The organism is Paenibacillus sp. J22R3 (genome assembly GCF_056269305.1).
In genome coordinates this window covers 611,108-635,063 of the sequence record NZ_JBWDNS010000002.1, presented here as the reverse complement: position 1 = coordinate 635,063, position 23,956 = coordinate 611,108, and the positions used below count along the sequence as shown (strand labels likewise).

Genomic DNA, 23,956 nt, shown 5'->3' with positions numbered 1-23,956 from the left:
TTATGAAGATTCTACTCTTTTTATCCCCTTTTAGCGAGCGCATAATTGAACTATAAACGAGAGGAGGAAAACTACATGTTACAACACACAAACACGTACACGATAGAGAAGCTTGGACAATATCAACAGGCGGAATTGGAACAGAAACTTCGCAGAGGATTACTGTTTAATTCGGCGGAGGAAGCTGAGGTGAAGCCTCAAGCGGAGCAAGAGAATATGGAGCGCGGATGGTTGCGCAGATGGTGGAATAAAAGGCGGTTCGGCACTTCGGTGAAGTGACGACCGCCCTTTTTTTATTTGAACTCGATGTCTGCTGACGGACTGATTTGGGCAAAAGAGGAAAAACGCGCGTTATGCTCTGCTATGATTTCCTCCGCGGTAAGACCTCCCGATTCCCATGTACTATGGGCATCCCCAGCCACGATGATCTCATAACCAAGCTCCGCAGCTCTGGTCGTCGTCGCATTCACGCACATGTCGGTCTGAAGACCAGCGATCACAAGCTTGCCAACGCCTCGCTCCGCCAATACTTGCTGAAGCTCCGTTTCATGGAATGAATCCGGCTTATACTTCTGAATTCGCGGCTCATCGCCAACCGGAGCAATCGCAGCGTGAATTTCCCAGTTCGGAGAACCCGTTTCCAGCTCTTCGCCTTCCCCTTCATTATGCTGAACATAGATCACCGGAACGTCCGCAGCCCGCGCTTTCGCCAACAATCCGTTGATCCGTTCCAGCAGAACCTCACCGTTATATACGGGGTATGAATCCGCGAACATCGCCGATTGTACGTCAATTACGAGTAATGCCGTTTTCGAATTCGAATTTGCACCCATCCTTCAATTATCCCCTCTCAATAAGCTCAAATTTACTCTTCAAACAATCGTTCGCCTTTATGCAGTCGCCATGCAATTTGTGCCGTATGCGGCAGCTCGCGCGCTGTCGGCGCATGTGCAGCCAAGTACCTCGTGCAAGCCAGCAGCATCGTCTCTTGTGCCTTCACCGCAAATCCGTCTGATCGTAAACACCAACGCTCATACTCGGCAAAAGCAGCCTCTACCATCTGGAACGTATGGAACTCCGCATCCTCACGCAGCAGCGCATGACCAAGCGTATTCAGCAGCGCATCCATCTCGCCACCGCTCTTCACGTAGTCGAACACCCATTTCGCCGCTTGTTCTACCTGCTGTCGCTGATCGAGCAGTTGCAGCAGCTCCGAAGAATTCGTCGTAGCAGTCACATCGCTCGGAGCCGCTTTGGGCCGTTTCGCCGATGGCACGTTCAAGAATCGATCCAAGTACACACTCATCGCACCATGGAAAATAGCTCGCACCAGCAGCGGTTCCTCAGAGCGCAGCAAGCGCTCATGCAGAGCATGCGCATAAGTGAACGTATGGAGCACCGCAACCCAATCGCGGTGATCATTCTGCGTATGGAATCGAACTACACGCTCGGCAGAGGCAAGTGCGACCAATTGCGTAAGCTGCACCGGTGCTGCGCCTGCCAAGAGCAGGTCTCTTAGCAGTGCAATCGTTTCAAGCGGCTCTTCGCTTAGCAGCTGCTGCAGAACGGCCTCTTCGTCAATGGCAATCACTTCTGCGCCTACAGCTCGCACCCCCGCCAACTCTTTCACAGCCTCGTGAATCGGCTCAACAAGATTAATCGGCGCCTGCCAGTGATGCTGCTCTTCGCTACGAGATGGATTTCCCATCATATGCAGCAGCGAGGTGAGCACCTGCTTCGACTGATCAGCGCCCACAAGCTCAAGCGCCTCGAACGCTTTATTATGAAAATCTAACACATGCCCGCCGTCCAGATAGAAATGATCCGTTGCGGCAATCAGCATCATATCGGCCAATTGCTCCGGACTCATTCCTTTCTCAATCGCTGTAATGACCAGTTTCTCGGCGCCCTGCGTATCTCGAACCTCGATGCAGTTGCGGTACCAGCCCGCAAGCCGCTCGAAGGAAACGTCTGCACTTGGCAATGCGCCAAGCAAATAATGAATGCCGCGGCCCGAGCTGCCCCTTGCCACATGCACCAAGCCCTGATAGAGCGCCAGAATGCGCCCTGTCTTGTCCAGCTTCGGAATTACGCGGACCATCGCGGTCAGAATCGTCAATCCGGAATTCCAGCCGCTTCCGCTGCGAGTTCCGAAGGCGATGCCTACACCGGCAATCTCGGCATCCGGCACATTCGCTTCCACCAGACCGACAACCGCTTTGGCGATGACGATACTAATATTTTGCTCTAAGCCTTCCATGAGACGATCTTTATACTTCTGAATATGATTCGCAATCTTCGGCTGCGGGTTCACCCACACGGTCTCTTCTTCAACTCTGACTTCGTAGGAAGGCACATCATCCGCCCAAGGATCGAGCGTCCCGCCGCTGCATACGTCGAAACGTGCGTGATGCCAATGACAAGTTAAGATGCCATCGCACAAGCTTCCCATATGAAGCGGAAATCCGAGATGCGGGCAACGGTTATCGACGGCGAAGATGCCTTCCTCATGCACGAACACGGCAATACCGCCTTTAATGACAGCGGAACCTTTCTCCTTCAATTCCTGAACGGGTCCGGCTTTGATCCACTCTGAGGTTCGATTCATATTCAGCCTCCTTCAAATTGATGGTGCTTCCTACTCTCCTACTTCTTCTATAGCTGCGGAGTCTAGTCCTTCATTAACCAGAACATTATGTATTGCATCGCAGCCGTCCCTGCAACGACAACCGGAAGCCATATGGATTCCAGGTCTTTCGAGACAAAGAGCAGCAGCGTAATCGATATAATCCGGCCCGCATTCAGAAACACTTCCCGCATGACAACCGATTCCACCTTGAGTTGTCCTTTAAGCGGCAGTTTGCCAATCAGCCTGTAATAATAGGAGGTTAACGTGTTCACGGCGAGCGGATTACAAATCGAGAAGGCGACCATATAGAAGACGACCGTCCAAGCAGACACATCATAGAGAAGGAAAGCCGCGCCGAGCAAAATCCCACTCGTGGAATACAGCACATGCTTGCGCACCTGTTCCTTCTTCGCTTTGCGTGAAATCACATACCCGGTTGCGACCGTTAGTGCGGAGAAGAATACGCCTAAGTAGCCCACGAAGTCTTCCCTTCCGACGGTTTGATAGAGCAGAATGTTCGGCAGAAACAGCATGATGCCTTGGAATAATCCCAGAACAAAAAACGCCAGCAGGCCCTTCACCCATTGCGCGTTCTTCCGCATGACAATGCCCATCAGGTTCAAATGATAGACACGGTGATGTGACGCCATCATCGGAATTCGGAAGCTGATAATCGAAGCGACCAGGAACATGATGAAGGCAAGCATAAACGTGATGATATAGCCGCGCAATCCTTCGTTAAATTGAATGATAAAGCCGGCAAGCGCCGGTCCAAGCAGACCTGCCAAGTTAAACACAACCATATTAATCGCCAGAAATCGAACGCGGTTGTTCTCCGTTGACACATCATACATAAGAACAAGGTATCCGGTCCAGTACAGGCCGGCAGCCATTCCGTGAAAAATAGCAAAGAGCACGTACCATGCCGCAACGTTCTCTTGTGCAATGACAACGAGCAGATAGAAGATGGCAATCAACAGAATGCCAATCCGATAGGTAACCATCCGATCCTTGCGTTTCGTGATCCAACCACCCAGCGCGAACGCAATCGGTGTGAATAGGAACACGATCATATTATAGAAACCATTAACGGCCAAATCATGGGTGAGCCGCCACAAATACAAGTTCAGAAACAGCCCCGACATCGAAGCGCCGAATTGAAAGCAGCCATGGATGATCAGCGCAACAAGCGCTTCTCTGCCAAGCTCTCGCTCCTTTGGAACCGGGCTTCCTTTCATGGCATTCCATCTCATTCCTAAACTTGCCTTCATCTGTACGGGGCCACCTCCGACTAAGCTGCATCCAATTGCTGTCATTGTAACATAGCAGCCAAGTCAGGTAAGCGCTTTAACCGACCGCCCTGGGCCAAATAACCTCTTCTGCTAGATTCTTGCTTGAATTCCGCCGTATAATCGGTCTTTTTGCCCAGATAGAGGGGAATCTGGCTGTCATGCTGTGCTTGACGGCTGCTGCTGCCAATAATTGATTCCGGACATGTCCGAATCGCCCTATATAAATGTCCGAACAGTACCCTCTCAGTCGCCAAGTAATCGTTTACAATGAGGGGGATGATGACGATAGAGGAGGCAATCAATTATGTGGCAAGCATCATGGATTTGGGGCAGCGGCGAGGAAAGTCCGCGCAATGAATGGCGCTGTTTCCGTAAAACCTTTCAGTTCGAGCAAACGGGCACCAGTGAAACGAAACTGAAGCTGACAGCGGATTCCCGCTACGTTCTCTATGTGAATGGCACGCAGGTAGGCCGCGGACCGGTCCGCTCTTGGCCGTTTGAGCTTGCATATGATGAATATGAAATCGGCCATCTGCTGCACGGTGGCGCTTTGAATACTATCGCGGTATTGGTGCTGCATTCCGGCATCTCTACCTTTCAATATTTGAGAGGCAGAGGCGGCTTGCTGCTGCAAGCCGAGGACGCAGATGGAACTTCCATCGTTTGTACCGACGAATCTTGGTCGACTGCTGTTCACGCCGCATATGATGCGACCTCATCTCGCATTTCCTGCCAGCTTCCATTCACCGATCGTTATGATGCACGGAACTGGGATGATGCATGGATGGATGCGCAGGTTGACGATGCTGCATGGGAGCAGGCAACGGTCATCGGCAGCGTTGGCATGGCACCATGGACAAGCCTTGTGCCGAGGGCGATTCCTTATCTAACTGAAGAGCCCATCTATCCGGCGCGCGTGGAAGAGCTGTCGTTCGTCAAGCCGGTTGCTTGGAGCGCCGTATTCGACGTTCGGACGATGCTCGTTCCGGAAAGTGTGAATCACGCGAATCCGATTTCTTTTATCGGACTTATGGCTACTGTGCTCACGCTTTCTGAAGCGGCTGCTTGTACAATTGGCACTGTGGACGGAGGCAGAGTTCCCTTCCGCGTTCGCATTGGCGGCAAGTGGTATCGGGATGATGACTTCTCCGGCGAGCGGCCAAACATGTTCCTTGAGCTTCATATGCCGGCTGGCGAGCATTTCCTTCTGTTCGATCTGAGCGGCGGCTCGCACGGACATGGTTACCACCTTGGCCTTCATTGCGATGGACCGTTTGAGCTTCGTTCCCCAATTGCTGAGCATGGTCAAGTGAGCGCAGTGCCTTTTGCTCAGATCGGCGCTTTCGATTCCGCAGAGCATATCGACCATCAGCCCGGCGTTTCGATGAAGCGGGAGCAGCCGCTCTATGAAGCTGTGAAGCAAATCGACTCCGCCTCTCAATTGAGTGAATTTGCCGAGTGGATCCGTCCGATTCCGTCGCAGCTGGTTCATTTCACCGATGTCTACACCCAAACCGCATGGCGTGTCGTGGACCTGCCGCAGCCTGTCCCGGTTCAGCTGCAGCAAGCCGTTCTGGCTGGGTCGGATGCGGGCATTGTTCCGCTGCATGCGGAGCTCGATACCGAGATTTTGATTGATTTTGGTCGTGAATTGACCGGATATGTGGCCTTTACGATCGATGCCGCCGAAGGAACGATCGTGGACGGCTACGGTTTCGAATATATCCGCGATGGCTGGCGTCAATACACGTATGAGCTCGACAATACGTTCCGTTATACATGCCGTGAAGGCAGACAATCCTATGTCTCCGTCGTTCGCCGCGGTCTGCGGTATCTTGCCATTACGGTACGAGGCGCAACACGGCCCGCGAAGCTGGTCGAAGTGAAGATGATTCAAAGCAACTTCCCGGTCGCCAATGTCGGTACGTTCCATTCCAGCAATGCGAAGCTGAATGAAATCTGGCGGATTAGCCGCGATACGACACGGCTTTGCATGGAGGATACGTTCGTGGATTGCCCGGCTTACGAGCAAACCTATTGGGTTGGCGATGCCCGTAATGCTTCACTCGTCAACTATTATGCATTTGGTTCTGCTGAGATTGTGGAACGCTGTTTGCGGCTTGTACCAGGCTCCTCCTTCCAATCACCGCTCTATGGCGATCAAGTGCCGAGCGGCTGGAGCAGCGTCATTCCGAACTGGACGCTATTCTGGGTGTCAGCTTGCCTCGAGCATTACCAGTATACAGGCAATGAAACCTTCGCGCGCGATATGTGGCCTCATGTTCGTTTCACGCTGGAGCATTACTTGCAGAAGATCGACGAACGCGGTTTGTTGAACATTAGCGGTTGGAATCTGCTCGATTGGGCAGCCTTTGAGCAGCCGGGCGAAGGTATCGTAGCACCGCAAAACATGTTCCTCGTCAAGGCGCTTCGCGATGCTGCTCAGCTGGCTGAAACCGCGGGTGATGAGTTAACAGGCGCAGGGTTCCGCAAACGCGCTTCGCTAATCCGCGATGCCATCAATGAGGAGCTGTGGGATGACACTCGTCAAGCATACCTGGATTGCATTCATCCGGACGGTAGTCCATCGAGTACGACCAGTATGCAAACGCAGGTGGTTGCTTGCTTGTGCGACATCACAACAGAAGAACGCTTGGAAGTGCTGAAGCGTTACATCGTGGAGCCGCCTGCTTCTTTTGTTCAAATTGGCAGCCCATTCATGTCCTTCTTCTACCATGAAGCACTGGCTAAGCTGGGACTACAAGATACGATGGCAAACGACATACTTGAGCAGTATGGAGTCATGGTAGACCAAGGTGCCACTTCCGTATGGGAAGTGTACCCGACCAGCAATATTACGATTAGCTCCAAAATGCTCACGCGCAGCCATTGTCACGCTTGGTCCGCAGGTCCGGTCTATTTCCTCGGCACCGAAGTGCTTGGTGTACGCGGGCTGACACCGGGTTGGACGAAGGTTGAAGTTGCTCCGAAGCCGGTTGGTCTGACTTGGGCACGCGGCTCCGTCCCGGTTCCGGGCAGCGGCAGCATCAATGTTTCCTGGAAAGTCGATGAACAGACAAAAGTGTTGCAGCTTCGCGTTGTGGCTCCGTCCCATATCGAGCTTCAGCTCGTGAAGCCGGATGGCTATGAGCTTGAAGTGGAACAAGTCGTACTTGGATAGAATAGGTAGAGCCTGGCGAATAATCGCCAGGCTCTTCTTATTCATTGCTGCCGCTCCCGCCCATTTTCTTTGCAAATGGACATACCAATTTCAGGATAAGTCATGTGCGCTTAAAGGGATTAAGGGATCAACGGTTCATGTGAGAGCGGTGAAGATAAAACAATAAGTGTCGTTGAATCGCCGAACGCTCCCAGTTTGTTGAGTGCGACTTCCAACGTTTGAAGCGATTCGGTGACCAGTTTCACGAGAAAGTTATACTGGTGTCCGCTGATGCGATGCAGCTCGACTACATCGCTCATTTCCCCGCAGTATTCTACAAACCGGTCACATCCTTTGGTATAGAAAAGCACAAACGCGGATATTGGTTTATTGATTTTCTCTGGGATGACCACGGCACGGTAGTGGTCGATGATGCCCTTCTCTTCCATGCGACGCACCCGCTCTGTGACGGCTGGCTGCGACAAGGAGACGGCTCTGCCCAAATCGGTCATCGAAATGCGCCCTTGCTCCTGCAGAATAAGCAATATTTGTTTGTCTAATTCGTCCATCGAAGCGACTCCTTTAATTTTAAGGTGAAGATTATAGAATAAAAGGATTTTATAAGAGAAACCCGTTAAAGGTCTTGAAACAACTATGGGATCAATCCGGATTATTATATAAAATTCAAACATAGAAAACAATTCAGCTAAGGGAGCTCAACATACATGGAGAATCAAACATTATTGCAGAATGTGGACATCGGTCCTTGGAAGCTTCGGTCGCGGATCACAATGGCGCCGATGACACGCGGTTTCGCTAACGATGCCACGGGGACCGTTGGAGATGAGGTCGTCGCTTATTATCGGCGCCGAGCCCAAGACGGGGTCGGCTTAATAATAACGGAAGGCATTACGCCTTCGCCGCGAGGAAAAGGTACTTTCGGCGTGCCCGGATTATATACGAAGGAGCAAGCGGACTCTTGGCGTAAAGTAACGGAAGCCGTACACGAGGAAGGCGGTACGATTATAGCGCAGCTCTGGCATGTCGGCAGACTGACACATCCCGATCTGATCGGTGGTCAAGCACCTCAAGCGCCGTCAGCCCTGCAGGCGGAAGGACTCGTGCATAAGCTCCGGAAACCTTTCGCAATGCCAGAGGCCATGACGATCGACGAAATCCGTGCGCTTGTCCGCCAGTACCAGCAGGCTGCGAAGCACGCGATGGAAGCAGGATTCGATGGCGTTGAAATCCATGGCGCTCATGGCTATATCATCGACCAGTTCGCTTCGCCGGTTACGAATAACCGAAGCGACAGTTACGGCAAGGATAGAGAGGATCGCCTTCGGTTGATGAAGGAAGTGCTCTCGACCGTAGGTGAGGTAGTTGGCATGGATCGCCTAATCATTCGTTTCTCCGAGCTGAAGGACGACCAACCCGGTTATCGGTGGCAAGAACCCGAAGCGGAGTTAGATGCCTATCTCCATATTTTTCGTGAGGTAGGTTTGGGAATCATCCATCCGTCGACAAATTCATTCTTAACCGCTGTGGCGGGCGGTCTATCGCTGCACGAGCTCGTTCGTAAGCGTTGGAATGGCGCCGTGATCGGTGTAGGCGGTCTGACTCCGAGCTCTGCCTCAGACGCGGTAAATGCTGGTATCATCGACCTTGCCGCGTTTGGCAAACCTCTGCTGGCAAATCCGGATTTCGTGCAGCGCCTTCGTACCGGCCAACCGCAAATTCCTTACGAACCTTCCCTTCATTTGAAAAATTTGCGTTAAAGATAATAAAACACTAGATTGCTAAAAGTGGCAGTCATGGACCCATTCTCGTCCATGACTGCCACTTTATCATTCATCCCCGAAACGATAAAACTGCTTCAGAATCGACCTAGCGCTGTTCCCCGATCCGTCCTTCCACGTGTTCAGCATGCGGAAATCGGTATTATCAGTAATTTGATCTATATTCCCGATTAATCGGTTACGGATCAACCATTGCAGCTTCTCATCTTGAATCCGATTCGCTAAGAGTCCGCCGATTTCACCGCCGTTCATGACTAGAAAGGGACGAGTAAAGAAGCTCGTCGCCTCATCCGACACCGGTTCGGTAATGCCAAGCTCGTTATGCATATGGGCCAGATGTTTATATATGCTGTTCAGCCCTTGCTCCCGCTCTTTCCACACTGTCGCCGTTTGAACCTTCCATAAGAGCGGCGTCAGCTGTTCCGCGCACTTCAGCTTCCCGAACGCCGTACCGAACCATTTCGGATACGGTGCATACCAGCGTTCCATGAGGAAACCTAGGTTCATGACATCTCGAATAAGCCGAGATGCAATAACGGCTGAACCAAGTTCATCTCCGGCATAACCGGCGCGAAGCATCAGATGCTCCTCTTGACCGATGCGCTGCCACGCGGAAGCCAGTAGATAGAACCACACATCATTCGGGTAGAACTGCAATTGTTCGCGCAGCTCAACCAAGCGACCATCATCATCATGGAACACTTCGCCCTTCGTCATCTCAAGCAATGTTTGCGAAGAGAACGTCAACCAATCCACCGATTCCAGCGGCTTGTTAAAGTCGTGAGCAAGACAATTCCAAGTGTATCGCTGCAGCGTCGTAATGACAGTATTCTCCGCTTCAACCGGGAATCCGTAGAACGTTTCCGGCAATTTCTCTATGATAGAGGCGCGAAGCCTTTCAGCCAAATCCTCGTCCGCATCGTGAAGAAAAATCAGCGTTCGCGGACCCCAATCATGGTCCTGCGACATCTCGGTATCGAAACCGAGAACTTCACTGCCAGGCCCGATGAGAGCTGCCGAATAAGCTATCGATGTGAATACAGCGAACTGCGGTTGGACGATTTCTTCATAGAAACGTCGGCATAATTCAATCCCTTGCATCTGTAACCCACCATTTCACTACTTTTTCTGGATAAGTCCGATTCCCAGACCGACAGGGTCAACCAAATAGGCGAGATAGAAATCGTCGAATTCCATTTTATCACGAACGATGACCGCTCCGTTATCCCTTGCTTTCGCAATAGCTTCGTCAATCGCATCTACTTCAATCTGAATGCGCGTACCGTGCGGATGATCAGCCGGACCTCTGCCGATGCCGCCATCAATTCCAGGCTTCTCAGAGGCACCGGTCGTAACGTTCCAATAATCCCACTGAGGTTCAGCCACCTTCCACCCAAACACATTCGCATAGAATGCTGCTGCTTTCTCCGGCTCTTGGCTGCTTAGCTCGAATCCAATGACTCTACCCATCTAAGTTCCCTCGCTTCACTTGGAATTTATATCCACTTTCTTATAATAGCAAACATATGTTCGCTTGTGAAGGGTGAATTTATTAATCAAAGAGACCCTTTTCTCAGAAGGGCCTCAGCTTCAATCATGAACCATAATCAGCAAGCTATTCGCAGAATCGTGTCTGTTAGGATAAGCATGGTCTCAGCAGAATCACCGCTCCATCATTGGCAGCGAGCTTTACCATCATGTGATTGCCGACGTTCTCTGCTTGACCGCGCCAGCAATCTTCGAGCTGCCACCCCTCCGCTAGTTGCACACCTATTGACTTCACCTCAGGCGTGTGGTTAATGAGGATCGCGATGCGTTTGCCATCCGCCGCGGAATGCTCCGTCAATCCGACTAGCGGGTCCTCCTTTTGCAGAACCCGGCCCCCCACTACTTCTCGTGAAATCGCACGGTAAACTTTCCAATAAGGATTCTCATCCGGCTTGCTGCATGTTGCTTCCCCTTGCGTCATGGCCAGCTCAATAGGAAGAGACATGAAGTAAACCGTTCCTTTGCCGTATGCTGCTCGCGTTAGTACCGGATTGCCGTCCTCTTCCGTCGCCAAAACTTCCGCCCGATCACTGCGGAAGGTCCAGCGAAACGAGGCAGGAACCGAAAGCTGATCTTCATTCGAACCCAGATTTACTTGTGCCGCCTGTTGCCGCCGCTGCCGGTTCAATACAGAAAGTCCGGTCAATTCTGAAAACTGCAGCATATAGCCGTCATCGACTGACACATACAGGGTCGCCCCCTCCTGAACACGCTGCAGCAGCTGTTCCCATCTGCGCTTCGGCATTCCCCGAACGCCTGTTACGGAAGGAAGCAAATATAGTTCTGCATCAGGCAAAGGCTGATCTTCGAATCGGAATGTCAAATCAAACCCCGCTTGCTTAGACAGCGCGAAACTTCCAAAAGCCACTGCCCAATGGTCTTGATCCGAATTCAGGATGCATACGGCTTCAATTCGCCTTAGAGGCAGCTCTTGTATCGGATATGCCGCGATATCCTGCTTTAATTTAGCCATTTCCGTCAGGACAGGTTTAACACGGCCATCCTCAGTCAACAGTCCCAATTCGCCTTCGCAGGCCACTTCATCGTAAGGTGCATGCTTCAATCTCGTCTGATCGTTTGCGCACCACCATTGCAAGCCATGCAAACCATGAGCCCATTGAGTTAGCATGCTCGTACGAGCGAACGCGACTGCAACTTCATCCGAGCAAACCATTGGTCCCATAGTGCCCATCTCTTCCGCAAAACAAGGTTTCCCCCCGATACCCGCATAAAATAAGCTTTCGGCCGTTGCATGCAGAGTCGCTCGCATCGTATCCATCGGTTCATAGTCCATGTAAGGCGTCCAGTACGGATACGGATGAGTTGTCAAAATATCTGTCAGCTCCCCTTGATCCTGCATCGTCCAGTTCCCATTCGGAAATAGACAATGCATGCCGGAGATGAGCGGACGGCTGCTATCGGCGCGTTTGATTGCACCTGACAATGAAGCTGTCCACACAAAAGCCTGCTCCCGGTTCTCCACTTGCCCCATGCTATTGCACTCATTACCAAGGTCCCAAGCAATAATGGCAGCATCCGTCTTCATACGCGAGACAAAATAGGATACGAATTTGACCTGCCAACGAATGGAATCCGCATCGGTTAAGATGGACTTGCCACGAAGTGCCGGCGGAACGAACAGCCTCCCGCTCATCCAACCCGTAATTAATCCTACAATTAGCTTAATGCCGTATTTCTCCGAGAGTGATGCGAATGCTTCAAATCGCTGCATCATCACTTCTGATACGCCTGCTAGGCCTGCTTCTGTATCGGGGAAATGTTCTTCACCGAACCGATAAGACGAATGATTCCCAAACTCACGATATGTGCTCTCAATAGGTTGAAAATCCGGCCAGAGCGGAAATACCCGCAGCACTTCTATGCCTTCGCTTGAAAGCTTCTTCAAATCCGATTCCACGACATCCGGTCTCCAGTCCGACCACATAGCCGTCCCAGCATGTGAAGCCCAATAATTACATCCGATAAAGAAAGGACTCTCTAACTGATTTAGTAAACGATTCGCGCTCATTATGTAGCTCCATTTCGGGTTTTCCACTACCATAACGATTTCTATGGCATAAATTAATGGACGCAACAACGAAAAATGGACCATTCGAGCCCGCATAAACAAAAATCCTGGGAACCACTGCAGAAGCAGTCGTCCCTTCTGTAGAGCGATACATCGTTTACAAAACTTTAACGGTTGTCAGCGTGGCTATATGATGAGAATAAGCCTTTTTCAAAGGCTAACGGTTGTGTCCGGCGTTATTTGCAGCAAATGGGCCAATTCCTGGTGGAATACGTTCAAATAAGCTCGCTGGCAACCGTTAGCATTTAAAAGGGAGCTATTTATGCCAAATAAGCACTGTGACAACCGTTAGAGCGGGAACACGATAAAGCATACGCTCATCACTGAAAAGTAGGATCCAAGACACAAAAACCACTTCGATGCGAAGTGGTTTTGAGTAGCGTTCTGAATTTACGCAGTTCTATTCCGTTTGTTTCACGCTAACCTCTTTAGATTCTTTAATGAGCTTATAGTATATAAGCCGATCTCGCAGTTCCTCTTCTCTCACGAACTGACAAGCTTCGAGCAATCGCTGGCATCTTACATTCGCTTCTTCAACCGTGGCCTCAATATAAGCAAGCTTCATCACATCGAATCCCAATTGGAGCATCGGTCGGAGCACTTCCTTCATGTACCCTTGCCCCCAGTAAGCTCGAGATAAATCAAAGCCAATCTCCGCTCGGGATCGAGCCCCTTCATCGTTCGCCCAGCAATGGTATCCACAGGTGCCGATCATCGTTCCGGTCTCTTTGCTAAACAATCCGTATCTACAACCGCTGTCCTCGATATGAAACCGGATAATCTCCTCAGCTTCTCGGATAGACTGACACGGCTCGATATCCATAAATGCAGTTACTTCAGGGTCTGAGAAATGCTTAAGCACTTCCTCGGCATCATCCAGCGTCAACTCTCTCAAAACCAATCTATCTGTCGTTATAGGCGGAAAAAGAATCAAAATTCACAACACCTTAATGGGTCTAGTTTGCCTATCATTTATATCTCCTTATGACACACTCATCCCAGATTTGCGCCTCAATATATCGCTCCGGGCCAAACGCACCATCTGCATTCCATTGCTGCGGAAATCCATATTGGTCACCTTCACGTACAAACTGCCTTTGAAGCTCCTCCGCTTGCGCCATCGGCAGACTCGACAAGTTGCGAAAAGGACCCAGCCTCTTATCGTAATAATGAAATAAACTCACTGCCACGGAGACACCACGATCTCGCCGAGAGGCGAAGGAGGCGAATCAAGCTCGGTCTGGACGTGGACGGTGCCAGCTGCGTACCAGCCGTCCGGCTGTCTTCCTTCTGATGCCAGGCGGATAGCCGGCTCGCCGATATGTCTGTCGACAAGCGCGACTTCCAGTCGGTAATGACCAAGCGGCATATCCTGCGGAATGTTGAGCGACCGCTCATAGGTGATGTCGCCGGGCAGCCACTCCCGAATGTCGGCATCTGTCAGATACACCTTGCTCCAGCGCTCGTTAACCAGTCGCACCGCCAAATTAAACCTTCGATAGATCGGCGCAACGCCAAGGTTCTCCCACCAAGAAGTGAAATCGAGCTTGCCGCCGGGCTTCACAACCTCAGGGTAAGTCCACTTGCGCAGTGCGAAGCGATACCCCATCGATCGCAGCCAGCGATTCACCTGACTCTCCCATTCTCGTGGAATTGGGGATGATTTGGGATTGAAGGAGGACATATGCCATTTCAGCGATTGATCGATCACGTAGTCGATGTCGACACCGCGGTGGAACCATGAATACATGACCCCGCACGATTCAAAAGAGACATGGCCTTTCATCCAAGCATGCTGCATCCCGCATTGGATGATCTGCTGCGGATAACAGTCCAGCATATGAGCCGCGCCTTCCGTCATATCGCCAAGACAATCCATCCGATAGCCCACATTCGCCTTCTTCAGACCATATTGATTCGTATAGGGATCTGTTAACAGCATGACTAAAGGTGTATCTATGAACGTGTCGGTGTAGGAGTCTACCAGAGCCGCACGCGTATGCTCGCTCAAGAGGTGAGAAGATTCGCCTTCGCCCCATGCACTGACAATGGACATATCCACCGTCTCTAAATCCGGATGCCCGTTATACCTCTCGCCCATAAGCCGTATGAACCCGCCAAAATGCTTCACATACAGCGGATTCTCAGGGTCAACCTGCCATTTGGCATCCGGCAGCTCCCTGCTGCTACTGCCTATTAAGGCGCGAAACCATGCCGGTACATCCTCCGATTCTCCTACTCCATAAGGCGCGATTCGCAGCTGAAGCGTCTGTCTGCGCTCGCGCGCCACAGACAGCGCAGTGTCGATCATATCCCAGCGATAAACACCTTCTTCGGGCTCGAGATACTTCCAGTACACGCGATAATAAGCGAGAGATGTCATCGGATAATCCACATTTTCCAAGCTTCCGCCATAGCTCTGATATTCGATCGGATGTCCTTCTGTCCAATGCCTGGTTCCAGGATTAAGCTGATCTCCGTTAAAACGCTGAAACGTCATAAATCCGGTTCCCGGATTGCCGAGCACGTCATGAATCACCTTCGGATACATTGCAATGCGGCTTCCCATAGCCATGCGAACACCACCTTTAGATTACTAGACTCATTGTTACTAGAATAACATAATATGTAAATTCGATGTGGTCCCGGTTCTTAACGAGAAATTAATAAGCGTACGCATTCAAAATACCCCGTTGACAGCTCCGAGGGGGCGATGATAAAGTACTCACATATACTTTGAAGAACGGAAAGGAGGGTTACGGATATGTTTAACCGACATATGGATGGATCATTTCTGCCTGCAGGCGGAACATACAATCGAAATGTACGTAACCCTCGCGCAACAAGGCGTTAAGAGGCGGAGAATGGCAGATTCTCGCTTCATATCGTTAGAAGGTGCATGGTTGCGGTGACGTAATCGTGCGCCTTTTTTATTGCACTCGGGTCAGGTGGCGACAGTTCTCAAGCTGTCAATCCCCATACGAGTTCAGGCGTATCGCTTACGGGCGGTATGCCTTTTTTGGTTCCTCAGAAGTTTAGAAAGGTTGTTGATCGACGTGTTTGCAGTACTTAAGAAGCTAAGCTGGTTTTTCAAAATGCATTGGAAACGCTACACGGTTGCAGGCGTTCTGCTGACAATCGTTGGCATTATGGAGGTTACGCCTCCGAAATTAATCGGATATGCCGTCGACAGCATCGGGCAAGGCACGATGACGACCGGGAAGCTAACCGAACTTCTGCTGTTCTGGGCCGGTCTTACGATCGCGATTTATCTCATTACTTGTGTGTGGTGGTCCCTGCTCTTTGGGTCTGCCTTCATGCTTGAACGTACGCTCCGTTCCAAGCTGATGCGGCATCTGCTCAAGATGACGCCTACATTCTACGAGCGTAACCGTACCGGGGACCTCATGGCCCGGGCTACGAACGACCTCGGCGCCGTATCGACTACGGCAGGCTTTGGTATTCTGACGCTGATCGATTCCACCGTGTTCATGATGACGATTCTCTTCGTGATGGCCGTGATGATCAGCTGGAAGCTGACACTTGCGGCGATGCTTCCGCTGCCGCTTCTGGCACTGGTCATGCAGCATTTTGGCAAAAAAATTCATGAGCGGTTTACGGTGCAGCAGGATGCCTTCGGTAACTTGAATGATCAGGTGCTGGAGTCCGTATCCGGCGTGCGGGTCATTCGCGCCTTCGTCCAAGAAGAAGCAGACCGGAAACGGTTTAGCGACATGACAGATGAAGTGTTCAGCAAGAACATTGCCGTTGCCAAGATCGACGCATTGTTCGAGCCGGCACTCAAAATTCTGGTCGGGATCAGTTACTTAATCGGTCTCTGCTACGGCGGCGTGCTCGTGTTCCGCGGCGAAATTTCGCTTGGGGAAATGGTATCGTTCAACATGTTCCTCGGTATGCTCATCTGGCCGATGTTTGCCATTGGGGAACTGATTAATATTATGCAGCGCGGTAATGCCTCGCTCGATCGTATCAATGAGACGCTTGGCATTAAGCCAAACGTGAAGGATGCGCAGTCGCCGGTAGCCATGGCTGTGCCGGAGTCAATCGAATACGAGCAATTGACCTTCCGTTACCCTTCTTCAACCATTGATAATCTGGTCGATATTTCCTTCAAGCTGCGCAGAGGCGAAACGCTTGGAATCGTCGGCAGAACAGGAAGCGGCAAGACGACGCTGCTCAAGCAGCTGCTGCGCGAATATCCGATGGGCCAAGGGAGCTTGAAAGCAGGTGACGTCTCCATCACGGAGATCGAGCTTGATCAAATCCGCAGCTGGATCGGGTATGTGCCGCAGCAACCGATCTTGTTCAGCAAGACCATTCGCCAGAACATCGCCTATGGCACCACTGGAGTGACCATGGACGACGAGCTGCTAAACAAAGCGCTGGAGCTGGCTGCGTTCCGCAAGGACGTCACGTTCCTCCCGGATGGCCTCGAAACGCTGGTCGGCGAGAAAGGCGTTGCGCTATCAGGCGGACAGAAGCAGCGGGTCAGCATTGCGAGAGCCGTCATTGCCAATCCGGAAATTCTGATGCTGGATGATGCTCTCTCCGCTGTTGATGCTAAGACAGAGACTGAGATTCTTGAAGGCATACGAAGAGAACGCGCCGGCAAAACAACGCTCATTACGACGCACCGCCTGTCGGCCGTACAGCATGCGGATTGGATTCTCGTGCTGGATGAGGGCCGTATTACGGAAGAAGGCACACATGAACAGCTGATTCAGAACAATGGCTGGTACAAAGAGCAGTACGATCGGCAGCAGCTCGCTTCCCTGGTGGAAGAATAATCGACTGCCGGCTCAAATGTGCGCATACTAGGATAAATGAAATGAAGGTGACAATTACAATGGGTAACAACGGAAAACGATTGTTTCAATATGCCTGGCATTATAAAAGGCCCATCCTGCTAGCGCTTCTGCTGCTGGCTTTGGCTATCTCGGTCGAGCTTGTAGGACCATTCCTTGCCAAACGTATGATCGATACGAACATTATGGGGATACAGAAACCGTGGTACGAAAGCAAGCATGACGGGCCATACTCCGTCCCTTATAAGGACAGCTGGTACAAGCGAGCTGACCACTGGGAGGACGGCGAAGTGAAAGGCCGGGAAGTGCATGTCATGCAGTCCGGACTTACGTATTATTTTGTAGATGCGCCCGGTGTTCCAAGCACTGGATCGCTCTCGTTTAAGGACGGTCAGCTGACTGTCACGGCGAAGGATGACAGCGCGCAGCAATTCCCTGCAGTGCTGTTGAACCGCAATGAAACCTACGGCTTCTACAAACCGGAAATTAGTAGTATGATCAAGCTTGCTTCCGGGTATGTCGTTCTGCTGCTTGTCGGAGCGCTTCTGGCATACGGTCAGAAGTATTTGCTTCAAGTGTCCGCTAACCGGATTGTACGCAAGATGCGTAACGATGTGTTCCGGCATATTCAGGAGCTGCCGGTTCAATATTTCGATAATCTCCCGGCAGGTAAGGTCGTTTCACGCGTAACCAATGATACCGAAGCGATTCGCGAGCTGTACGTCTCGGTACTGGCGAACTTCTTCTCCGGTATTATCTATATGACCGCGATTATGGGTGCATTGTTCGTGCTCGATACGAAGCTCGCATTAATCGCACTGCCTTTACTGCCGATCCTCTATGTGTGGATCGTCGTGTATCGCAAATATGCATCCAGCTACAATCATGTCATTCGCTCGCGTCTGAGCGATATTAACGGCATGATCAACGAATCCATTCAAGGGATGCCGATCATTCAAGTATTCCGCCGAGAGAAACAAACGATGACGGAGTTCCATGAGATGAACGACGAGTATTTTAAATACCAGAACAAGATGCTTTATTTGAACTCGTTTACGAGCCACAACTTGCTTACGATCTTCCGTAATATCATTTTCATTGCGGTGGTATGGATGTTTGCGGGGGGCTGGCTCGGAGCAGCCGTTTCGGTCGGCGTCCTCTATGCGTTCATCGATTATATGAACCGAATGATGTCGCCGATCGTCGGTATGGTCAATCAGCTGTCCAACCTAGAGGTTGCGCGTGTATCCGCCGAGCGGGTATTCGCCCTGCTGGATGAGCCCGGCATTCCCGTGTCGGAGCAGCGTTTGGACCGTTATAAGGGTCATGTTGCATTTAATGATGTTTCGTTCGGGTACAAAGAAGGCGAAGACGTGCTCAAGAACATCGATTTCACGGCCAAACAAGGAGAAACCGTCGCGCTTGTCGGTCATACGGGCTCGGGTAAGAGCTCCATTCTGAATCTGCTCTTCCGCTTCTACGATATCGATCGCGGCTCGATTACGGTGGATGGTAACGATGTACGCGAGATGGCAAAGCAGCAGCTGCGTCAGCATATGGGCATCGTACTGCAAGAACCGTTCCTCTTCACAGGTACGATCGCTTCGAACGTCAGTTTGGACGATCCGTCGATTACGCGTGAGAAAGTGGAACAGTCGCTTCGCGATGTTGGCGCGTATGACATGTTCATGCAGCTGCCGGGCGGACTCGATGAGCCGGTGATTGAGAAAGGCAGCACGCTCTCAGCGGGCCAGCGCCAGCTGATCTCCTTCGCGCGAGCGCTGGCGTTCGATCCGGCGATTCTGATTCTCGATGAAGCAACGGCGAGCATCGACACCGAGACGGAAGCGATTATCCAGCAAGCGCTCGACGTGCTCAAGCGAGGTCGCACAACCTTCGTCATCGCCCACCGCCTGTCGACGATTCGTGCTGCAGACCAGATCCTCGTGCTCGATCGCGGACGCATCGTGGAACGCGGCAATCACGAAGAGCTGATGGAGCATGGCGGCAAGTACTATGCCATGTACCAGCTGCAGCAAGGTGCAGCCGTCAGCGTAGCCTAACAAGGTAACAAATAAGGGAGAACCCGCACGGCATATGCCGCCTCGGGTTCTCCCTTATTATGTTGCGCTGCTATTGATTGTTCAACCGGATAGAGGTTTCGAACTCTCGCGAACCTTCTATTAATGTAATCACGCGCGCACCGCGTTCAAGCTTGCCATAGGTGTTATATCCGGTAACGCGTCCGTAACATAATTGTATGCCATGGAAGTGACCGACATAATCGTTATCGTGATCATGCCCGGCGAAGGTTCCGACGATATCGCCCATCTCCAGCATGGCCGTGAATAAGCCGCTATTCAATTTCGGACAGCAGACTTCCTCGCCCTTGATTCCTTCTATCGTGCCAAGCTGACAAACTTGGTCATATTCCGGAATCGGAATATGGAAGAATGCAAGCGCAGGCAGCGTAGAGTTGCCGTTCTTCTCTCTCAGCGCCAGCGATTCATGCCGATACCACTCCACTTGATTAGGCTGAATCCATGCGTACCCGCCAACGCTCTCCGGTGCGTAGTCACCAGAGTCAAAGAAATATAAGGCGGCCGCATCCTCATTGCTCGCAGAAGCTCCGACAGTCAGCACATAATTGCCAATGCCGTGAATGTCCTCAGGTCCATCGACGGACAGGTTATTGTCATGCTCCTGTAGAATCTGGTTCAACCGCTGACGTGTAATCCCTTTCTCCGAATCATGATTGCCGTAAACGACGGCAAACGGAATTCCGGAGTTCACGATACCGGCAATGGCGCGGCGGAATGCTCCTTCTTGATCTGCGATGTCGTAGCTCGCAATCACATCACCTGTAAGCACGATCAAATCCGGCTTCTGATCCGCGATCAACTGATCGATAAGCGCAAGGGTCTGGATATCCTTCTTGGCCCCATCTTGGATATGCATATCGGTAAATTGCAGAATCGAAAATGTACCGTTTGCTCGAAAGCGAAGCTTATTGGGATCCATGGGAGATCTCCTCTCTAGTCTATTTAGTCATTACGTATGCTGCCAATAAACGAGTCCCCCAGCCTGTCGCACCAACAGCAAGCTGGCCTTTGGCTGAAGAGCAATCCTTCGGTCCGTTCATATCAATATGGGCCCATGCGAGCGTGGGATGCACGAATTTGCGCAAAAATAACGCAGCCATAATAGCCCCTCCGCCATTTCCGCTGCTAATATTGGACGTATCCGCATAATCACTGGATAAATAGCCTTCATACTCGTCAATAATCGGCAGCTGCCAGATCTTCTCGTCATAGGGCTCGCCTGCTGCCTTCAACGCTTGAACAAGCTCGTTCTGTCCAAAAGCTCCTGCGACCGCCGTACCAAGCGCTCCAACGACCGAATACGTCAGCGTCGCCATGTCGATGACCTGCTCTGCGCCGAGCTGATGGGCATAAACCAAGGCATCCGCCAGAATAAGTCTGCCTTCCGAATCCGTATTGCCGACTTGGACGGTGACCCCATTCGCATACCGGATGACTTCGCCGGGCAGCATCGAGCGATCGGATGGACTGTTCTCAGCCGATGGTACAAGCACGATAAGATTAGCCGGGTACTCCGCGCGCACGACCAGATCGAGCGCCCCCAGCACACCGGCGGCCCCTGCCATATCCATACGCATATCGCTGATATCATTGTCTCGCTTCAAGCTAATGCCGCCGGTATCGAACGTAATGCCTTTGCCGATTAAAGCCACCAGGGGTTTCGTTTCGTCGGTGCAATACCGCAGCTCGATAAATACAGGCGGATGAATGCTTCCTTTGCCAACTGCCGCTAATCCGGCAAACCCGCGGCGTGTAATCTCCTCGCCTTCATACACCGAAACCTTCGCATTGGTACCGGCAAACCGCTCCACTGTTCGCTCGGCCAGATCGCGGGGACGAAGATAGTTTGGAGGCTCGTTCGTCAGATCCCGCGCCCACATGGTACTCTCCGCTCGAAGCTGACCCAGACGAATCGCTTCTGTAAGCTCCGCCGAAGGATCTCCTATCAGATGTATGGGAATATCTGCATGATGCTCGGCTCGCGCCGCCGATTTATACTTATCGAACGCATAAGTGCCCAGCAGCGAGCCTTCTACCCAAGCTTCCATATAAGCAGACAAACCGACCGCGAAGACTCCATTACCCTCGAGCGCTTCAAAGGAAACTGCCGCGCAATCCCGCTTCTCTTTATGTAAAGCACGTCCCGCATTCCCTGCCGCATCGCGCAGAACAGCCAGGTTAAACTTGTCCATGTCGCCCAGACCAACTACCATGAGGTCAGCCAGACCGCTCTGAGCGCCATAAAACCATGTTATTGCATGTCTGGCACCCATATACGGCAATAAGGAAGCCTTTCGCAGCTCTTCCCGGTTTTGAGACAAATCCGTCAAGCTTTCCGTAAATACAGGAACAATCACAGTCTGAATCCCAGTTCCATGGTTGATTTCGAAATGCATAGCTGCTCGTGACCTCCTCTCGCTTCGGTGCTTTACGCGCTCTCCCAAATATCCGTCGTACAGTTGGCCTTCTCGAATAGAAATTGTTCCATCTCCGTTTGATCCGGCGTTCCCGTACTTCCACCTGATTGTGTCACAGACAAGGCTCCGCATGCGTTGCCGTACAATAAACACTGCTCCGGCTTCAGTCCGCTCAGAAAACCGTAGATGTAACCGGCGTTAAAGGAATCTCCGGCACCTGTCGTATCGACGACGGGCACATGGAAACCGGAACGAAACCGAGCATGTCCGTTTACAGTCGAAACCGCGCCGGCCGAACCAAGCTTGACTACGAAATGGTTGCTATGAGCAGACAATTTCGCAATAATATCCTTAATGCTGGAACATCCGGTATAATGCTCCGCCTCGACTTCATTCATGAAGAACACATTGACTTCGCTCATCAGTTCATAGATGCCAGCGAACCACTCGCCGGTATCGTCCCAACCTACATCAATGGAGGTCGTCACGCCTAACCCCTTAATCCTTTGAACGACTTTCATATATTCCGCGTGATTCTCTCTTCCTCGATAACCGGTCAGATGCACATGTCTTGCCAAAGCAACGCTTTCAATATCGAGAAGTCCCATGCTCAGCTCCGCGTTTGATCCCATATAAGTAATGAAGGAACGATCCTTCTCCGGATTGATCGCGATGGAAATGCCCGTGCTGCTGCTGCTGCTGCGGATATAGCTAGTATCGATTCCATGCTCGGTCAAATGATCGCGTACAAATTGTCCGAAACCATCCTCGCCGAGTATGCCGTTAAAGGCAATCTTTAAGCCAAGCTTCGCCAATGCCATGCTGAACAATGCGGCTCCGCCGCCCACATGAATCGTCATGTTTTGAACAAGCACCTCTTGTCCGGGCTTCGGCAGCTCGTTGCAGCCGGCAACGACCAAATCGATGTTCGCGTCCCCAATTACAATTGCGTCGTATTTCTTCAAGGTTGCTTCATCTCCGCCCTACTCCTGATATGCTTGCCTCTGCTCATCTATTTCTTCCTGGGTATACAACTCTCGCGCGCCACCAGGCGATGGTCGAGCACGAGGTCCCCGCTTGGCTCTTCGCCGGTCTCCACCTGGTGGAGCAGGAGGCGCATCGTTTCTTTGCCCATTTCATGAATCGGTTGTTCCATAGAAGTCAACGTTGGTCTCGTAAGCTCGGTTAATTGGCTGCCATCGAAGCCGATGACCGAAATATCCTCAGGTACGCGAAGATTGTGGTCGCGGATGCAATTCATCGCTCCGACAGCCATATCATCGCTGACCGCAAATACCGCCGTAGGCCGCTGGCTCACGCGCAGCAGCTCTTTCATCTGCGCATAGCCGCTTTTCACCTTGTAGTCCCCGAAGCGGATATGCTCGTGAATGATCCGAATCCCTTTGCTCGTGAGTGCATTCCGATACCCGCTGTACCGGTTTTGGCCTGACGTAATGTCTCGCATGTCGCCGCCGATAAACCCGATTTCTTCATGCCCTAGTTCGATCAAATAGGACGTCGCATCATAGGCTGCCTTATAATCGTCGACGATAACGGATACGAATTGTTGATCCATCGGTTTAACGCTGGAGAAAATAACCGGAATCTTCATCTTATGGATGAGATTGCGAATCTCCTCGTTGATCTTCTCATGCATAATAATGATGCCTTCAACCCGCATCTCTTGAAAGACGTTCAAATATTTATATTCCTTATCAATATCCTCGCTGATGTTGCACACCAGCAAATTGTAGTCGTTTGCGCTTGCGGCTTCTTCGATGCTGCTAAGAATAGTCGCATAGAAGCTGGAGGTAATGTCAGGTACGATTACACCGATCAGGTTCGTTTTGTTACGCACCAAACTACGGGCAATATGGCTGGGGGCATATCCCAATTCTTCGATAGCTTGATTCACTTTGTACTTGAGATCGTCCTTGACATACTTCTCGCCGTTCAACACACGGGAAACGGTCGTTACCGAAACGCCCGCCAGGCGCGCCACGTCTTTAATTTTTGGCTGCACATTACTCACCCTCTTTATAAAGATTCAATTAAGAAGCAGTTCGCCGTTCACGAAACAAACTCCTTTACGTT

Annotated in this window: 19 protein-coding genes; 5 read left to right on the top strand and 14 right to left on the bottom strand. The window is 51.4% G+C overall.

The window, feature by feature from the left end; all coding sequences use genetic code 11:
- Positions 1-75: 75 nt before the first annotated feature.
- Positions 76-279 (top strand): hypothetical protein, encoded by a 204-nt coding sequence (locus AC0YN4_RS10995; RefSeq protein ID WP_475781512.1) that lies wholly within the window; start codon positions 76-78, stop codon positions 277-279.
- Positions 280-293: 14 nt separating this feature from the next.
- Here AC0YN4_RS10995 and AC0YN4_RS10990 read toward each other — a convergent pair whose 3' ends face one another.
- The 3 genes from AC0YN4_RS10990 to AC0YN4_RS10980 all read right to left on the bottom strand — a co-directional run bounded on the left by AC0YN4_RS10990 (position 294) and on the right by AC0YN4_RS10980 (position 3,900).
- Positions 294-833: a cysteine hydrolase family protein gene (locus tag AC0YN4_RS10990; protein WP_475781511.1), complete on the bottom strand. Its 540-nt coding sequence runs from the start codon at positions 831-833 to the stop codon at positions 294-296.
- Between the two features lie 32 nt (positions 834-865).
- Positions 866-2,608, bottom strand: a complete 1,743-nt coding sequence (locus tag AC0YN4_RS10985; RefSeq protein ID WP_475781510.1) for a Rieske (2Fe-2S) protein — start codon at positions 2,606-2,608, stop codon at positions 866-868.
- Positions 2,609-2,670: 62 nt separating this feature from the next.
- Positions 2,671-3,900: an MFS transporter gene (locus AC0YN4_RS10980; RefSeq protein WP_475781509.1), complete on the bottom strand. Its 1,230-nt coding sequence runs from the start codon at positions 3,898-3,900 to the stop codon at positions 2,671-2,673.
- A 325-nt stretch (positions 3,901-4,225) separates the two neighbouring features.
- Between AC0YN4_RS10980 and AC0YN4_RS10975 the strand changes: the two genes are divergently transcribed.
- Positions 4,226-7,102, top strand: coding sequence for a family 78 glycoside hydrolase catalytic domain (locus tag AC0YN4_RS10975; RefSeq protein WP_475781508.1), 2,877 nt, complete (start codon positions 4,226-4,228; stop codon positions 7,100-7,102).
- Positions 7,103-7,221: 119 nt separating this feature from the next.
- Here the strand turns inward: AC0YN4_RS10975 and AC0YN4_RS10970 are convergent, their stop codons facing one another.
- Entirely contained in the window at positions 7,222-7,650 is a 429-nt protein-coding gene (locus AC0YN4_RS10970) for an Lrp/AsnC family transcriptional regulator (RefSeq protein WP_475781507.1), read from the bottom strand.
- Positions 7,651-7,806: 156 nt separating this feature from the next.
- Between AC0YN4_RS10970 and AC0YN4_RS10965 the strand changes: the two genes are divergently transcribed.
- Positions 7,807-8,859: an oxidoreductase gene (locus tag AC0YN4_RS10965; RefSeq protein ID WP_475781506.1), complete on the top strand. Its 1,053-nt coding sequence runs from the start codon at positions 7,807-7,809 to the stop codon at positions 8,857-8,859.
- Between the two features lie 69 nt (positions 8,860-8,928).
- Here the strand turns inward: AC0YN4_RS10965 and AC0YN4_RS10960 are convergent, their stop codons facing one another.
- The 6 genes from AC0YN4_RS10960 to AC0YN4_RS10935 all read right to left on the bottom strand — a co-directional run bounded on the left by AC0YN4_RS10960 (position 8,929) and on the right by AC0YN4_RS10935 (position 15,092).
- Positions 8,929-9,981: a DUF4037 domain-containing protein gene (locus AC0YN4_RS10960; RefSeq protein WP_475781505.1), complete on the bottom strand. Its 1,053-nt coding sequence runs from the start codon at positions 9,979-9,981 to the stop codon at positions 8,929-8,931.
- An 18-nt stretch (positions 9,982-9,999) separates the two neighbouring features.
- Positions 10,000-10,350: a VOC family protein gene (locus AC0YN4_RS10955; protein WP_475781504.1), complete on the bottom strand. Its 351-nt coding sequence runs from the start codon at positions 10,348-10,350 to the stop codon at positions 10,000-10,002.
- A 166-nt stretch (positions 10,351-10,516) separates the two neighbouring features.
- Complete coding sequence (locus tag AC0YN4_RS10950; RefSeq protein ID WP_475781503.1) at positions 10,517-12,457, bottom strand: glycoside hydrolase 5 family protein; 1,941 nt, start codon at positions 12,455-12,457, stop codon at positions 10,517-10,519.
- Positions 12,458-12,917: 460 nt separating this feature from the next.
- On the bottom strand, positions 12,918-13,451 hold the full coding sequence (locus tag AC0YN4_RS10945; RefSeq protein WP_475781502.1) for a GNAT family N-acetyltransferase: 534 nt from the start codon (positions 13,449-13,451) through the stop codon (positions 12,918-12,920).
- A 34-nt stretch (positions 13,452-13,485) separates the two neighbouring features.
- The gene (locus AC0YN4_RS10940; protein WP_475781501.1) at positions 13,486-13,701 is read right to left on the bottom strand and encodes a hypothetical protein; all 216 of its coding nucleotides are present in this window, start codon (positions 13,699-13,701) and stop codon (positions 13,486-13,488) included.
- Positions 13,698-15,092, bottom strand: a complete 1,395-nt coding sequence (locus AC0YN4_RS10935; protein ID WP_475781500.1) for a DUF4832 domain-containing protein — start codon at positions 15,090-15,092, stop codon at positions 13,698-13,700. Before AC0YN4_RS10935 ends, AC0YN4_RS10940 begins: the two co-directional genes overlap by 4 nt.
- 481 nt (positions 15,093-15,573) lie before the next feature.
- On the opposite strand from AC0YN4_RS10935, the gene AC0YN4_RS10930 reads away from it, so the two are divergent.
- Both AC0YN4_RS10930 and AC0YN4_RS10925 read left to right on the top strand, forming a co-directional pair.
- Positions 15,574-17,325, top strand: coding sequence for an ABC transporter ATP-binding protein (locus tag AC0YN4_RS10930; protein WP_475835804.1), 1,752 nt, complete (start codon positions 15,574-15,576; stop codon positions 17,323-17,325).
- Between the two features lie 59 nt (positions 17,326-17,384).
- Positions 17,385-19,406 (top strand): ABC transporter ATP-binding protein, encoded by a 2,022-nt coding sequence (locus AC0YN4_RS10925; protein WP_475781498.1) that lies wholly within the window; start codon positions 17,385-17,387, stop codon positions 19,404-19,406.
- A gap of 70 nt (positions 19,407-19,476) precedes the next feature.
- Here the strand turns inward: AC0YN4_RS10925 and AC0YN4_RS10920 are convergent, their stop codons facing one another.
- From AC0YN4_RS10920 to AC0YN4_RS10905, 4 genes are read right to left on the bottom strand one after another with little or no spacing between them, the layout of a single operon-like run.
- Positions 19,477-20,364 carry a metallophosphoesterase family protein gene (locus AC0YN4_RS10920; protein WP_475835803.1) on the bottom strand — a complete coding sequence of 296 codons (888 nt, stop codon included), beginning with the start codon at positions 20,362-20,364 and terminating at the stop codon, positions 19,477-19,479.
- A 19-nt stretch (positions 20,365-20,383) separates the two neighbouring features.
- Positions 20,384-21,841 (bottom strand): leucyl aminopeptidase family protein, encoded by a 1,458-nt coding sequence (locus AC0YN4_RS10915; protein ID WP_475835802.1) that lies wholly within the window; start codon positions 21,839-21,841, stop codon positions 20,384-20,386.
- Between the two features lie 32 nt (positions 21,842-21,873).
- On the bottom strand, positions 21,874-22,827 hold the full coding sequence (locus AC0YN4_RS10910; protein WP_475781495.1) for a carbohydrate kinase family protein: 954 nt from the start codon (positions 22,825-22,827) through the stop codon (positions 21,874-21,876).
- A 47-nt stretch (positions 22,828-22,874) separates the two neighbouring features.
- Positions 22,875-23,885: a LacI family DNA-binding transcriptional regulator gene (locus tag AC0YN4_RS10905; protein ID WP_475781494.1), complete on the bottom strand. Its 1,011-nt coding sequence runs from the start codon at positions 23,883-23,885 to the stop codon at positions 22,875-22,877.
- Positions 23,886-23,956: the final 71 nt, after the last annotated feature.

Excerpts from the sequence above, each read along its gene's own strand:
- AC0YN4_RS10995 (WP_475781512.1), top strand. The coding sequence starts at position 76 with ATGTTACAACACACAAACACGTACACGATAGAGAAGCTTGGACAATAT.
- AC0YN4_RS10990 (WP_475781511.1), bottom strand. The coding sequence starts at position 833 with ATGGGTGCAAATTCGAATTCGAAAACGGCATTACTCGTAATTGACGTA.
- AC0YN4_RS10985 (WP_475781510.1), bottom strand. The coding sequence starts at position 2,608 with ATGAATCGAACCTCAGAGTGGATCAAAGCCGGACCCGTTCAGGAATTG.
- AC0YN4_RS10980 (WP_475781509.1), bottom strand. The coding sequence starts at position 3,900 with ATGAAGGCAAGTTTAGGAATGAGATGGAATGCCATGAAAGGAAGCCCG.
- AC0YN4_RS10975 (WP_475781508.1), top strand. The coding sequence starts at position 4,226 with ATGTGGCAAGCATCATGGATTTGGGGCAGCGGCGAGGAAAGTCCGCGC.
- AC0YN4_RS10970 (WP_475781507.1), bottom strand. The coding sequence starts at position 7,650 with ATGGACGAATTAGACAAACAAATATTGCTTATTCTGCAGGAGCAAGGG.
- AC0YN4_RS10965 (WP_475781506.1), top strand. The coding sequence starts at position 7,807 with ATGGAGAATCAAACATTATTGCAGAATGTGGACATCGGTCCTTGGAAG.
- AC0YN4_RS10960 (WP_475781505.1), bottom strand. The coding sequence starts at position 9,981 with ATGCAAGGGATTGAATTATGCCGACGTTTCTATGAAGAAATCGTCCAA.
- AC0YN4_RS10955 (WP_475781504.1), bottom strand. The coding sequence starts at position 10,350 with ATGGGTAGAGTCATTGGATTCGAGCTAAGCAGCCAAGAGCCGGAGAAA.
- AC0YN4_RS10950 (WP_475781503.1), bottom strand. The coding sequence starts at position 12,457 with ATGAGCGCGAATCGTTTACTAAATCAGTTAGAGAGTCCTTTCTTTATC.
- AC0YN4_RS10935 (WP_475781500.1), bottom strand. The coding sequence starts at position 15,092 with ATGGCTATGGGAAGCCGCATTGCAATGTATCCGAAGGTGATTCATGAC.
- AC0YN4_RS10925 (WP_475781498.1), top strand. The coding sequence starts at position 17,385 with ATGGGTAACAACGGAAAACGATTGTTTCAATATGCCTGGCATTATAAA.
- AC0YN4_RS10920 (WP_475835803.1), bottom strand. The coding sequence starts at position 20,364 with ATGGATCCCAATAAGCTTCGCTTTCGAGCAAACGGTACATTTTCGATT.
- AC0YN4_RS10915 (WP_475835802.1), bottom strand. The coding sequence starts at position 21,841 with ATGCATTTCGAAATCAACCATGGAACTGGGATTCAGACTGTGATTGTT.